Annotated in this window: 11 protein-coding genes; 2 read left to right on the top strand and 9 right to left on the bottom strand. The window is 62.8% G+C overall.

The features are described from left to right. Window positions 1-82: 82 nt before the first annotated feature. The 3 genes from AC0L15_RS20430 to xylF form a co-directional block, all read right to left on the bottom strand. Entirely contained in the window at window positions 83-877 is a 795-nt protein-coding gene (locus tag AC0L15_RS20430) for an ATP-binding cassette domain-containing protein (RefSeq protein WP_236368827.1), read from the bottom strand. Window positions 878-970: 93 nt separating this feature from the next. After that, the gene (locus AC0L15_RS20425; protein WP_473496872.1) at window positions 971-2290 is read right to left on the bottom strand and encodes a sugar ABC transporter permease; all 1320 of its coding nucleotides are present in this window, start codon (window positions 2288-2290) and stop codon (window positions 971-973) included. Window positions 2291-2430: 140 nt separating this feature from the next. Next, entirely contained in the window at window positions 2431-3471 is a 1041-nt protein-coding gene (gene xylF / locus AC0L15_RS20420; RefSeq protein ID WP_287247146.1) for a D-xylose ABC transporter substrate-binding protein, read from the bottom strand. A gap of 266 nt (window positions 3472-3737) precedes the next feature. Here xylF and AC0L15_RS20415 point away from each other — a divergent pair, with 266 nt between their 5' ends. Beyond that, on the top strand, window positions 3738-4985 hold the full coding sequence (locus AC0L15_RS20415) for an ROK family protein (protein WP_473496870.1): 1248 nt from the start codon (window positions 3738-3740) through the stop codon (window positions 4983-4985). 169 nt (window positions 4986-5154) lie between these two features. Here the strand turns inward: AC0L15_RS20415 and phoB are convergent, their stop codons facing one another. From phoB to AC0L15_RS20385, 6 genes are all read right to left on the bottom strand, one after another. Further along, entirely contained in the window at window positions 5155-5844 is a 690-nt protein-coding gene (gene phoB, locus AC0L15_RS20410) for a phosphate regulon transcriptional regulator PhoB (RefSeq protein ID WP_031254097.1), read from the bottom strand. Between the two features lie 16 nt (window positions 5845-5860). Continuing rightward, entirely contained in the window at window positions 5861-6568 is a 708-nt protein-coding gene (phoU, locus tag AC0L15_RS20405; protein WP_023797095.1) for a phosphate signaling complex protein PhoU, read from the bottom strand. A 35-nt stretch (window positions 6569-6603) separates the two neighbouring features. Beyond that, on the bottom strand, window positions 6604-7419 hold the full coding sequence (pstB, locus tag AC0L15_RS20400) for a phosphate ABC transporter ATP-binding protein PstB (RefSeq protein ID WP_023797094.1): 816 nt from the start codon (window positions 7417-7419) through the stop codon (window positions 6604-6606). 12 nt (window positions 7420-7431) lie between these two features. After that, on the bottom strand, window positions 7432-9045 hold the full coding sequence (pstA, locus tag AC0L15_RS20395) for a phosphate ABC transporter permease PstA (protein WP_128181840.1): 1614 nt from the start codon (window positions 9043-9045) through the stop codon (window positions 7432-7434). Further along, the gene (gene pstC, locus AC0L15_RS20390) at window positions 9038-10426 is read right to left on the bottom strand and encodes a phosphate ABC transporter permease subunit PstC (protein ID WP_287247144.1); all 1389 of its coding nucleotides are present in this window, start codon (window positions 10424-10426) and stop codon (window positions 9038-9040) included. The genes pstA and pstC overlap by 8 nt, the downstream gene beginning before the upstream one ends. Window positions 10427-10546: 120 nt before the next feature. After that, the gene (locus AC0L15_RS20385) at window positions 10547-11551 is read right to left on the bottom strand and encodes a PstS family phosphate ABC transporter substrate-binding protein (protein WP_128181844.1); all 1005 of its coding nucleotides are present in this window, start codon (window positions 11549-11551) and stop codon (window positions 10547-10549) included. Window positions 11552-12367: 816 nt separating this feature from the next. Between AC0L15_RS20385 and AC0L15_RS20380 the strand changes: the two genes are divergently transcribed. Beyond that, a complete protein-coding gene (locus tag AC0L15_RS20380; protein WP_287305578.1) occupies window positions 12368-12694 on the top strand; it encodes a hypothetical protein in 327 nt (108 codons plus the stop codon). Window positions 12695-12900: the final 206 nt, after the last annotated feature.

The following is a 12900-nucleotide window of genomic DNA, read 5'->3' as shown; positions in this document are numbered from 1 at the left end:
ATGGGCAAGTCCCCGTGGCAACACAATGGCGCGGCCAAACCATCATGACGGCTGGCATATCACGTGACAGGTATTTGACGCTTCAGGCGGCGATCTTCAGCGCGCCTGGCCCCGGTATGGCGCCTGGCGGACACTTGCCCAGAATGATCATGCCGAGCACCTCGTCCTGGGTCACGTCGCCGGTGCGCGCCGTGCCAACGACCCGACCATTCTTCATGACGCAGACGCGGTCGGCAAGCTCGAACACATCGTGGATGTCATGGCTGATCAGGAAGATGCCGATGCCGTCGGCCTTGAGCTGCATGACCAGTTCGCCGACCTGCGCCGTTTCCTGCGGTCCCAGCGCCGCCGTCGGCTCATCCATGATCAGGATGCGGGCGTTGAACAGGATGGCGCGCGCGATCGCCACCGACTGCCGCTGGCCGCCCGAAAGCTTGACCACCGGCTCCTTGAATCGCTGGAAGCGGGGATTGAGCCTGCCCATCACCTTGCGCGCCTCGGCCTCCATGGCGCCATCGTCGAGCGTGCCCCAGCCGGTCATCAGCTCGCGGCCGAGGAACAGGTTGGCGGCGGCGTCGACATTGTCGGCGAGCGCCAGCGTCTGGTAGATCGTCTCGATGCCGTATTTCTTGGCGTCGCGCGGATTGGCGATCGAAGCCTCCTCGCCATTGACGAAGATTTGGCCCGAATCGCGCTTGTAGGCGCCGGACAGGATCTTGATCAGCGTCGACTTTCCCGCACCGTTGTGGCCGAGCAGCGCCACGACCTCGCCCGGGAAAAGGTCGATCGACGCATCGTCGACGGCGCGAATGCCGCCGAAGGCAATCGAGATGTTGCGCATGTCGATCAGTGGCGTCGGAGCAGTCGTGTCAGCCATGATCGTTCCTTTCCATGGTTTTGCCGAGCATGATGCTGGACCGAAACGGATGTCCACTTTTCGCTGACGCGGACCTTCGGCTCGGGATCATGCTCAGACCCGCTTGCGGTAGACTGTGTCGAGCCAGACGGCGACGACCAGCACGGCGCCGACGACGACGCTCTGAAGCGGCGAATCGATGCCGAGCAACACCATACCGGACTGCAGCGACTGCATCAGAAGCGCGCCCAGCATGGCGCCGAGCACCGTGCCGGAGCCGCCGGCCAGCGACGTGCCGCCGATGACGGCTGCTGCGATGACCAAGAGTTCGTCCAGCGTGCCCAGCGCATTGGTCGCCGCATTGAGGCGGGCCGAAGCAATTGCCGCGCTGATCGCGGCCAGAACGCCCATGATCATGAACACTTTCATGGTCACCCAGCGCGTGTTGATGCCGGCGAGTTCCGCCGCTTCCGGGTTGCCGCCGATGGCAAAGACGTAGCGGCCGAAACGGGTGCGCCGGGTGATGAAGGTCATGACGATGCCGACTGCGACCGCGATCAGCACCGGTATGGCGATGCCATGGGCGATGAACAGCCCGCCTTCGGGGATGGTGATGCCGTTCCGCTGGGCGTATTGGCGCACGATGCCGATCGGCCAGGGATAGGAATTGGCGATCCAGACGGCGCCGAGGATGGCGGCGCAGGCGACAACACCAAGCAGGCTCTCCGCCCAGACCGGGCGCAACGGAAACTTGAAGCGCTTGCGCTGCGACCGGCCGTTGAGCAGCATCAAGGCGACGGCCACACAGGCGAGAATGCCGACGATCCAGCTCGCGGTCGCCCCGATCGAGCCACGCGGCCCGCCACCCATCAGCTGGAACGTGGCATCGAGCGGCGCGACGGTGCGCCCGCTCGTCATCAGCCACGCCATGCCGCGCCAGATCAGCAGGCCGCCCAGCGTCACGATGAAGGCCGGAACCTCGAGATAGGCGATAATGAAGCCCTGAAGCGCGCCGATCATGAGGCCGAGCGCCACGCCGGCAGCCAGTGCGATGACCCATATCCAGGGATTTCCAAGCTGGAATCCGATGACGCGGATGAGGAATTCTGCCTGCGCAACGCCCATCACCATGCCGATGACGCCTTCGACGGAGCCGACCGAAAGATCGATGTTGCGCATCACGATGACCAGCACCATGCCGGTCGCCATGATCGCGACCGAGGACGTCTGCACCGACAGGTTCCAGAGATTGCGCGGCGTGAGGAACAGCCCGCCCGACAGGATGTGGATTCCAACCCAGATGATCAGCAGCGCGCCGACCATGCCGAGCATGCGTATGTCGAGCTCGGTCGCCTTGAAGAAGCGGCCGAAGGGGCTGAGCTCGGATTCACGCGCCCGATCAGCAACCGGCGTGTTAGAAGTCGTGTCGGTCATGATGTCCTCCCACCGTTGCCGTCTGCCGCGGATGCCGGAAGCAGCTTAGAAATTACCCGCGAGACGCGGAAAAACAACTCTTTTGAAAAAAACGCCGCGGCGTGAAGCCGCGGCGTTTCAGGTTTTTTGGCGAAGGCGGATCAGTTGCAGACCGGGACGGTGCCCGCCGCCACGCCGGCGCAGACCTCTTCCTGCTTGATCCAGCCGGCGTCGATGACGACGTTGAGATTGTCCCTGGTGATGGCAATCGGCGTCAGGAACAGCGACTTGACGAGATTGCCGCCCGGCGTGGTGAAATCCTTGACGCCGGCAATGTCTGTCATCGGCTTGCCGTCGGCCAGCTGCGAGGCGATCTCGGCGGCGTTCTTGCCGAGCTCGCGCGCGTCTTTCCACACCGATACGGTCTGTGTGCCGAGCGCGATACGGTTCAGCGCGGCATGGTCGCCGTCCTGGCCCGAAACCGGGACGGATCCGGCCAGGCCTTGCGCCGTCAGCGCCGCGACGACGCCACCGGCGGTGCCGTCATTGGCGGCAACCACCGCATCGACCTTGTTGTCGTTGGCGGTCAGGAACTGTTCCATGTTCTTCTGGGCGTTGGCGGGAAGCCAGCCGTCCGTATAAGCCTCGCCGACATTCTTGATCTTGCCGCTGTCGATGGCATCCTTGAGCACTTCCATGGAGCCGGCGAACAGGAAATCGGCATTCGGGTCGGCGCCCGAGCCCTTGATGAAGACGTAATTGCCTTCCGGGGCCACCTTGAACACTTCGCGGGCCTGCATGCGGCCGACTTCCTGGTTGTCGAAGGTCAGATAGAAGACGTCCTTGTTCTCGATCAGCCGGTCATAGCCGACGACCGGAATGCCTTCGTCCAGCGCCTTCTGCACCGCCGGACCGATGGCCGAGGCATCCTGCGCAAGGATGATCAGTGCGTTGGCGCCCTGCGAGATCAGGCTTTCGACGTCGGTCAGCTGCTTGCCGGGATTGGACTGTGCGTCAGCGGAGATATATTTGTCGCCGGCGGCCTCGATCGCCTCCTTCATGGCGGCTTCGTCGGTCTTCCAACGCTCTTCCTGGAAGTTCGACCACGAAACGCCAATGACCTTGTCCTTGGCCTGCGCGGCCGACGCGAGCGTCAGCGACATGGCGACCCCCGCCAGAATGGCGGCTGCGAATCTCTTCATGATATTCCTCCCTGCGCCGCGTAGGGCGCGACCAACTGGCCCGAAGGCCGGCACAAAGGCCCTATTTTTTCGAGCCTCGAAAAAATACTGGTCCAACGCCGAAGCACTGTCAACACCAATTCTGATGGATTTTGACGTCCTGTCGGGCTTTTTTTCGAGGCTCGGAATAAATAATGACAGCCCCTTCTGCTTCTGCCAGTATTTGACCGACATACCGACGGCTTCCGATTCATGAGCGGCCGCGGCAATGAGGAGGAAACAAAAAAATGTCGGTGGGAATCCGTCATGACGATCTGCGCCGGCGCAACCGGGCGATGGTGATTTCGGCCGTGCGCCGGGCAGGCCAGCCGTCGCGGACCGAGATCGCCGCGACCACCGGCCTCAGCCATTCGACCATATCGGCGATCTCTGCCGACCTGATCCAGGAAGGCATCCTGGCCGAGAGCAAGGCGAGCGAGACGGTTTCGCTGAAACGCGGCCGGCCGCAGGTCGGCCTCAGCCTCAATCCGCAAGCCGCTGCGGTGTTGGCCGTCGTGTTGTCGCTGAATTTCCTGTCGGTCGCCGTCATCGATTATGCCGGACAAGTGGTCGCCGAGGAACAGCGCCGGCTGGACACGCTGACCATGTCGCGTGACGCGCTGATCGACGAATGTGTCGCCATCGTCCGGCGCCGGCTCGAAGATCCCGACCTCGATGTCCAAAGCGTCGCCCGCATCGCGCTGGCGATCCAGGGCATCACCGATTCCCACGCGCGCGCCATGTTGTGGTCGCCGATCACGCCGCAGACGAACATCGCCTTCGCCGACATTCTGGAACGCGAGTTCGGCATCCCGGCCATCATGGAGAACGACTGCAACATGATGGCCGTGGCGCTGCACTGGCGCCACCCGGATCGCTACCGCGACGATTTCATCGCCATCCTGCTCTCGCACGGCATCGGTATGGGGCTGGTGCTGAAGGGCGATCTGTTCACCGGCACCCACTCCTCAGGCGGCGAATTCGGCCACATGATCCATCGGCCGGGCGGCGCGCTTTGCCGCTGCGGGCTGCGCGGCTGCGTCGAGGCTTATGCCGGCAACTACGCCATCTGGCGCAACGCAAGGCTGTTGAGCGAGAACGCCGAGCCGGTCGCCGATGTCAGCGACGCCGACATGCGGGCCTTGGCGGCCCGGGCGCGCGAGATGGACGGACCGGAGCGCGAAGCCTACCGCAAGGCCGGCGAGGCGCTCGGCTTCGGGCTCGGCAGCCTGTTTGCGCTGATCGATCCGGCGCCGGTGGCCATGGTCGGCGCCAGCGCTGCCGCCTTCGACCTGATCGAGCCGGCCCTGCGCGAGGCCATCGCCCAGACCGCCGGCGGCCAGCATTCGGGTTCGATTTCCTTCGACACCGAGCCGAACGAGCTGCCGCTGATCCGCGAAGGCTGCGCCATGCGGGCCCTAAGCTTCGTCGATCAGGAGATTTTCGCGCCGAGCATCCAGGCACGAGCCGGCTCGGTCGGAAAGAACGTGGCTTGAATCCGAAGGCAGGGATTCCCGGGTCGCGACTTGGGGAGTGTTGAGATTCAGGTCAGGCCGAGTCGAGAATGGTGGGTTCCGAGAACCGGGGCGGAGCGTACTTTCGGGTACGTCAGCACCGGAAGCGCAGGTATCAGCCGTTCGCAGGCCGGCATCACCTGAACGTCAGCTAGTCTTCCCTGATCGCATAGCCGGCGCCGCGGATGGTGCGGATGACATCGGGCATGCGACCATTGTTGACCGCCTTGCGCAACCGGCCGACATGGACGTCCACAGTGCGCTCGTCGATGTAGATCGTCTCGCCCCAGACATTGTCGAGCAACTGACTGCGCGAGAAGACCCGGCCCGGGTGGCGCATCATGAATTCGAGCAGCCGGAATTCGGTCGGCCCGAGCCGGATCTCGCTCTTCTTGCGATAGACCCGGTGCGATTCACGATCGAGCATGATGTCGCCGACCTTGAGCACGCTGGACAGCACTTCGGGCTTGGCGCGGCGCAGCAGCGCCTTGACCCTGGCCATGAATTCCGGTGTCGAGAACGGCTTGACCAGATAGTCGTCGGCTCCGGTCGAAAGGCCGCGCACCCGGTCGCTCTCCTCGCCGCGCGCGGTCAGCATGATGATCGGCAGCCGCTCGGTTTCGGGGCGCACCCGAAGGCGCCGGCAAAGCTCGATGCCGGAAACCGCCGGCACCATCCAGTCGAGCACCAAAAGATCGGGCACGTTTTCCTGCAGCCGGATTTCGGCCTCGTCGCCGCGCGTCACCACCTCGACTTGATAGCCTTCGGATTCAAGATTGTAACGGAGGAGGACGCCCAGCGGCTCTTCATCCTCCACCACCATGATGCGCGGCGCGATCATCGGCCGGTCACTCCTGTCATGTCGCCGGCGCCGACATCGTCGTTTCGTCGAGCTTCGGGCGATCCGCCGGCAATTGCTGCCCGGTCACGACAAAATAGGCGTTTTCGGCGATGTTGGTGACATGATCGCCGATACGCTCGAGATTCTTGGCGCAGAACAGAAGGTGCGTGCAGGCGGTGATGTTGCGCGGATCCTCCATCATGTAGGTCAGGAGCTCGCGAAAAACCGCCGTATATTTCACGTCGATCTTCTGGTCGTCGGCGCGCAGTTCCTTCAACGCGCCGGCATCGCGCGACACATAGTGCTCGACCACGCCGCGCAGCTGCACAAGAACGAGATCCGCCATCGCGTCGATACCGTGCGACAGATTACGCGGCGTCGCGCTCTGCCCGACTGCGCTGACCCGCTTGGCAATGTTCTTGGCCAGATCGCCGATGCGCTCGAGATCGCCCGCCATGCGGATTGCGCCAACCACGGCGCGCAGATCCTGCGCCATCGGCTGCCGCTTGGCGATCAGCGTGATCGCGCTGTCGTCGAGCTCGCGCTGCCGCGCATCCATGATGGCGTCGTCCGAGACGACGCGCTGCGCCATCGCATTGTCCGACGCAAGCAACGCGCGGATCGAGGCCGCCACCATTGCGGCGGCGAGCTCGTCCATGTCGCGGATCAGCCGGTCGATGTGCTCCAGTTCCTCGTCGAAAGATGCGACGGTGTGTTCACCCATGGTGCTGTCCTCGTGTTCGAAATTCGCCGGACCGCTCAGCCGAACCGGCCGGTGATGTAGTCCTGGGTGCGCTTGTCGTCGGGGTTGGTGAACATCTTGTCGGTCGCGCCCTCCTCGACCAGATAGCCGAGATGGAACATCGCCGTGCGTTGCGACACGCGCGCCGCCTGCTGCATCGAATGGGTGACGATGACGATCGTATAATTCTGGCGCAGTTCGTCGATCAGTTCCTCGACGCGGGCGGTGGCGATCGGATCGAGCGCCGAACAGGGCTCGTCCATCAGGATCACTTCCGGCGACACGGCGATGGCGCGCGCGATGCACAGACGCTGCTGCTGCCCGCCGGACAGGCCGGTACCCGACTCGAGCAGGCGATCCTTGACCTCGTTGAACAGTCCGGCCTTCTTCAGGCTCGATTCGACGATGCCGTCCAACTCGGCCTTGCTCCTGGCCAGGCCGTGGATGCGCGGACCGTAGGCGACGTTTTCGTAGATCGACTTCGGAAACGGGTTCGGCTTCTGGAATACCATGCCGACGCGAGCTCGCAGCTCGACGACATCGATTTTCGGGTCGTAGACATCCTCGCCGTCGAGCGTGATCTTGCCGCTCACCCGCGCGATATCGATGGTGTCGTTCATTCGGTTCAGGCAACGCAGGAACGTCGACTTGCCACAGCCCGATGGCCCGATCAACGCCGTCACCTGATGCTCGCGGACATCGAGATCGACGTCGAACAGAGCTCGCTTCTCGCCGTAGTGAACAGAGACCTTTTCGCCCTTCATCTTGATCGAAGGGGCGTTGGTTGCGCTGCTCAGTTTCTGCTCGACGCCGGCTTCCGTCATGATGTTCATATCCTCTACTCCTTACCAGCGCCGCTCGAAGCGCCTGCGCAGTATCACCGCGATGGCATTCATGATGACCAAAAACACCAGCAAAATCAAAATCGCCGCCGAAGTCTTCTGCTGGAACCCCGCTTCCGGGAAATCCGCCCACATGAAAATCTGCACCGGCAGGATCGTCGCGGGATCGGTGAAGCCGCCGGGAATGTCGACGATGAAGGCGACCATGCCGATCATCAGCAACGGCGCGGTTTCACCGAGCGCATGCGCCATTCCGAGGATGGTGCCGGTCATGATGCCCGGCATCGCCAGCGGCAGCACGTGATGGAATACGGTCTGGACCTTGGACGCTCCGATGCCAAGCGCCGCCTCGCGGATCGACGGCGGCACGGCGCGCAGCGAAGCGCGCGAGGCGATAATGATGATCGGCAGGGTCATCAGCGCCAGCACCATGCCGCCGACCACCGGGGCCGAGCGCGGCATGCCGAAGAAATTCAGGAATACGGCAAGTCCAAGCAGGCCGAAGACGATCGAAGGCACCGCCGCCAGATTGTTGATATTCACTTCGATCATCGTCGTCAGCCGGTTCTTGGGCGCAAATTCCTCAAGATAGATCGCCGCTGAAACGCCGATCGGGAAGGCTATGGCGAGGGTTACGATCATGGTGAGGAACGATCCGACGACCGCGCCCCAGACACCGGCCAATTCCGGCTCGCGGCTTGCGCCGGTGAAGAAGAAGATCGAATTGAACCGGCTTTCGATCAGGCCGGCGCTCTTCAGCGTGTCGAGCCAGACGATCACCTTGTCCGAAATCTTTCGCGATGCTTCCGGCGTTTCGATGACGCGCAGGAATGCCTGGCCGCTCGCGGCGGGCGCCGTGCTGTCCAGCGCCTCGATCACCGTGCCTTTTGCGATCACCGTGCCGTTGGCCGCAGGCGACAGCGAGGTCAGCTTGACCGTGCCGCCATTGAACGCGACCAGCAGCGACGACGCGCCGCTCGTCAGCGTAAACATGCCGTTTTCGCCCTCGGTCGCACCATGGCCGCGCGCCAGCGCCAGCATGGCATCGTCGCCGAAGGTCAGATCGATGTCGCCGCTGGTTTCCGAAGGCGTGACGCTTGTCGAAATCGCTTCGTCCGAACCAACGTCGGCAAGTAAACCCTTGAGATAGAGGTCGGCAAAATCGTCAAGTGGAACCGCATAGTCCACCGTTCCTCCGAGCATCCCCGGATCAGCCGCAATATCCTTGCGCAGGAACACGCCTGTGCCGGTGGAAATCAGCCCGCGCAGCAGGCGCTTGTCCTGGCGGCTCTTCACATCCGGAAATTTTGCCGTAAGCGCTTCCTGAGCGATGGCGTCGTAGTTCACTTCATCGAGTTTCGCCGGGTCGACCTTGGCCGCTGAAAGATCGATCGGCAGCGTCACATAGTTCTGCCGCAGCGCCGGAATCGCCTGCGTGACGATCGTCGACAGGAGCAGCACAAGGAACAAGCCGGCCAACGCGACAGCTGCGGCGCCGAGCCATTTGAACCACGTTTCGGTACGGTAGCGGCCCTTTAGCCGCGCCTTCGCGGCATCGTCGGTATGAATGCTGACCGGCCGTCCGACGGCGCCGAATGACGAGATCGCATCAGTCATATTGCTCTCGGTATTTCTGGACGACGCGCAAAGCGACGATGTTGAGGGTAAGCGTGATGCAGAACAGCACCAGGCCGAGTGCGAATGCTGCAAGCGTCTTGGCGCTGTCGAACTCCTGGTCGCCCACCAGCAGCGTCACGATCTGCACGGTCACGGTGGTGACTGCTTCGAGCGGGTTGGCCGTGAGGTTTGCCGCCAGCCCCGCCGCCATGACCACGATCATCGTTTCGCCGATCGCGCGGCTGACGGCAAGCAGCATCGCCGAAACGATGCCCGGAAGGGCAGCGGGAAGGACCACCTTGCGGATGGTTTCCGACTTGGTCGCGCCGAGGCCGGCAGAACCGTCTCTCAGGGATTGCGGAACGGCGTTGATCACATCGTCGGAAAGCGAGGAAACGAAGGGAATGATCATGATACCCATGACCACGCCTGCGGCGAGCGCGGATTCAGACGCGACGTTGAGGCCCAGGCTTTCGCCGATACCGCGGAAGTAGGGCGCAACCGTCAGCGCGGCGAAGAAGCCGTAGACGACGGTCGGAATGCCGGCGAGGATTTCCAGAACCGGCTTTGCGACCGCGCGGACGCTTTTGGAGGCGTAATCCGAAAGGTAGATCGCAGCCATCAGCCCGATAGGCGCAGCCACCAGCATGGCGATGAAGGTGATGAGCAACGTGCCGGCAAAGAGCGGCACCATGCCAAAAATGTCCTCGTTGACCGCCCCGGCCTCCGCTCCCGCGCCGGTGAAGGCGCTCTGCGGCGACCAATGCGTGCCGAACAGGAACTTGTAGAACGGCACCTGTTGGAAGAACCGCAGCGACTCGAAGATAAGCGACAGGACGATGCCGATCGTCGTCAGGATCGCGACCACCGAACAGGCGATCAAGAATGCGCGAAGAACGCGCTCGACCACGTGGCGCGCCCGGTAGGCCTGTGCGATGCGGGAATAGGCCCAGTAAAATCCGGACGCGGAAAGCACGAGCGCGACGGTCCAGATGATCCAGGTGCTGGTCGCATGGACCGATTTGTAGAGGGCGGCGGCCGCCTCTTTCGTCGGATCGGCAAAGCCGACAAGCCCGCCAAAGGCCATCGCGCGAGCGTCGCGGATGAAAGCTTCGACCTGCGGGACGCCCATTCCCGACAACTCGGAGGAGAAGCGGTCGGTAACGATCGACGATTCAATTCCTGGCGTCACCAGCGACCACAACACGATCGCAAGCAGCGCGGGACCGGCGGCAAAAAGCGCCAGAAACATGCCATGCTGGCCAGGCAGCGAATGCAGTCGCGCGACGTCGCCATTGACGCTGGCAACAGCGCGGGTCCGGCCGAGCCAATAGGCAGCAGCGGCCAGAACCACCAGAAAAACAACGAGATAACCGACCATGATTCGGGACGTCCCCTCGACCGCCGGTCATTCACCGGCTCAAAGCACGGGACCTATGGTCCCGCGCTTTGTGCTTTAGGATATGAGGGGTCAGAGCGGTACGCTCGGACCCCCGAAACATCAGGAGCCCATGCCCTTCAGGGCCTTGGCGTTTTCGGCCGACTTGGCGCGCTCGGCGTCCGGCAGCGGGATCAGGCCCTTGTCGGCCAGATAACCATCAGGACCCCATGCCGCCTCCGAGGTGTACTCGGCGATGAACTCCTGCATGCCGGGGATGACGCCGACATGCTCTTTTTTGGCATAGACAAAGAGCGAGCGGGAAACGCCGTAATCGCCGGATGCGATGTTCTCGAAAGTCGGCTCGACGCCATCGACCTTGTGGCCCTGCAGCTTGTCGGCGTTCTGGTCAAGGAACGAGAAGCCAAAGACGCCGAAGGCATTGGGGTTGGCTTCCAGCTTCTGGACGATCAAATTGTCGTTTTCGCCGGCCTCGACAAAAGCGCCGTCTTCGCGAATCTCGCCGCAGCCCTTTTCATTAGCCGCCTTCACTTCTTCCTGACAGGCCGCATCCATGACGAGCTCAACGAATGCATCGCGCGTGCCAGATGTCGGCGGCGGGCCAAGCACCTCTATCTTTGTCGCGGGAAGCGATGAATCGACATCCGACCAGTTCTTGTAGGGGTTGGGGACGACCTTGCCGTCAACAGCGACGTTCTTGGCGAGCGCCTTGAAAACCTGTTCCTTGGTCAGATCGACGACAGTCCCTGCCTTCGAGTTGGCCAGTACGATGCCGTCGAAGCCGACCTTGATCTCGACCGGCGTCACGCCGTTTGCCTTGCAGGTTTTAAGCTCGCTATCCTTGATGGCGCGCGAGGCATTGGTGAAGTCGGCGGTATTTTCGCCCACGCCCTGGCAAAACAGCTTCATGCCGCCGCCGGTGCCAGTCGACTCGACGACCGGGGTCTTGATCTTTCCGCTCTGGCCGAGCTTTTCAGCGACAGCCGTCGTGAAGGGGAACACTGTGGACGAACCAACGATTTGAATCTGGTCGCGCGCGGCGGCATAACCAGCCGACGCGGCGAGCGCAAGCGCCGCGGCCGACGCCGTAAGGAGGAATTTCTTCATGTGGCCTGCTCCTGTTCGGAAAAATGGTCTCTCAGCGCCATTCCTTCGGCGCCCGCTGAGGCCATAGCCCCCGATTATTACAGTCACATGACAGTTTGATGTCAGCCCGGTAACCGCCGCACAGCCCTGTCAAAAAGGCAGCGCTGCGGGTCTCGCTGCAACAGCCGTGGTTTGCCGCTGGAATCAGCAGCTTGCGCGATTTGCGGCCGGCATTTGCCTGGACGGGCGAACAATTGGCGCCGAAAAAGAAAATCCGGGCGGGAGCGCGTTGCATGCGGCCAAGGAGGTCATGGCCGTGCCATCGCCGAAGCAGGTCCGTTGGGGTAAATCTGACCCTGCTTCTTGCCGGCGGTCGCTGCTCCCGCCCGTAACTGGAGGAGCGGAACTCGAATGCGTTTATTGTTCCAACCAGACGCATGCTTTGGTATGGTGCGATCGCACCATAGTCTTGTCGCAACGCGTCGCCGAATCGGCTGGACCCGATAGGCTGACGTGGCTATCTCGCGTTTGGATTTCCCCGTCCGCGGACCTTTTCGAGCAAGGCGCCGCCTGGGGCTAATGGGCTTAGGGCTGATGGGCTTGGGCAGGCAATCGTCCCAGCCCGACCCCCAATCGCGCCAAAGTCGCGCCAGGGACGCTGCGGCACTTTGATTTTTGCGCATGATCCCCAGCGAAATTGATTCCGATTCTCCGGGTCATGCGCTAGCCTTGCCCGCAGTGTATTCCGACGGTTGTCGGTAGAACCGAAGCCGCGTTATAGATCCCGCAAGGGTGTTGCCGATGTTGCGACGGATCCTGCCTTTTTTCGTGTGCCCGATGCTGCTGCTAGGGGGCGGCTGCTCGCGCAGCTACGACGGCACCGTCGTCATTCCAAGGCCGCTCGATGTCCGGCGGTTCTGGGACCGGCCGCAGCAGCAGGCGCAAGCCGAACAGCCGCAGTTGCTGCAGACCGATGTCTTTCCTGCGGCGCCCGAAACGCCGGAAACAGCGGCGGCCCGCAAAATCGACACCTCCGTGGCGCCGAGAAGGAAAATCGCCAGGATTGCCAGACAACCACCGACGCCGTCATCCGAGCCGGCGAAACCGCTCACCTGCAGGAACGTCAGCCAACCAGGAAAACGGGTCCGCATGGTCTGCGAATAGCCAGCCGGCATTCAAGCGCTGGCAGCTAAAAAGATGCGCCGCCTTGAAAACGTTGCTGCGCACCCGCCGCAGCGGTTCGGTCAGCGCAGGCCGAGAGCATGAGCCGACTGGTGGGTTTCGGGCTGCCTGATCGGCGTTGCCGGCAGCCGCGTTGAACCTTATCCGGCCTTCGACGTTAAACAGCCATCGCAGTGCCCGCACAACAC

The sequence above is a fragment of the Mesorhizobium sp. WSM4846 genome (genome assembly GCF_055811415.1).
Note: the sequence above shows the minus strand (reverse complement) of the source record. Positions and strands in the feature narration are given on the sequence as shown.

Coding starts and splice junctions, on each gene's coding strand:
- pstB (WP_023797094.1), bottom strand. CDS start 7,419: ATGAACATCATGACGGAAGCCGGCGTCGAGCAGAAACTGAGCAGCGCA.
- phoU (WP_023797095.1), bottom strand. CDS start 6,568: ATGGGTGAACACACCGTCGCATCTTTCGACGAGGAACTGGAGCACATC.
- AC0L15_RS20385 (WP_128181844.1), bottom strand. CDS start 11,551: ATGAAGAAATTCCTCCTTACGGCGTCGGCCGCGGCGCTTGCGCTCGCC.
- pstC (WP_287247144.1), bottom strand. CDS start 10,426: ATGGTCGGTTATCTCGTTGTTTTTCTGGTGGTTCTGGCCGCTGCTGCC.
- pstA (WP_128181840.1), bottom strand. CDS start 9,045: ATGACTGATGCGATCTCGTCATTCGGCGCCGTCGGACGGCCGGTCAGC.
- xylF (WP_287247146.1), bottom strand. CDS start 3,471: ATGAAGAGATTCGCAGCCGCCATTCTGGCGGGGGTCGCCATGTCGCTG.
- phoB (WP_031254097.1), bottom strand. CDS start 5,844: ATGATCGCGCCGCGCATCATGGTGGTGGAGGATGAAGAGCCGCTGGGC.
- AC0L15_RS20415 (WP_473496870.1), top strand. CDS start 3,738: ATGTCGGTGGGAATCCGTCATGACGATCTGCGCCGGCGCAACCGGGCG.
- AC0L15_RS20425 (WP_473496872.1), bottom strand. CDS start 2,290: ATGACCGACACGACTTCTAACACGCCGGTTGCTGATCGGGCGCGTGAA.
- AC0L15_RS20380 (WP_287305578.1), top strand. CDS start 12,368: ATGCTGCTGCTAGGGGGCGGCTGCTCGCGCAGCTACGACGGCACCGTC.
- AC0L15_RS20430 (WP_236368827.1), bottom strand. CDS start 877: ATGGCTGACACGACTGCTCCGACGCCACTGATCGACATGCGCAACATC.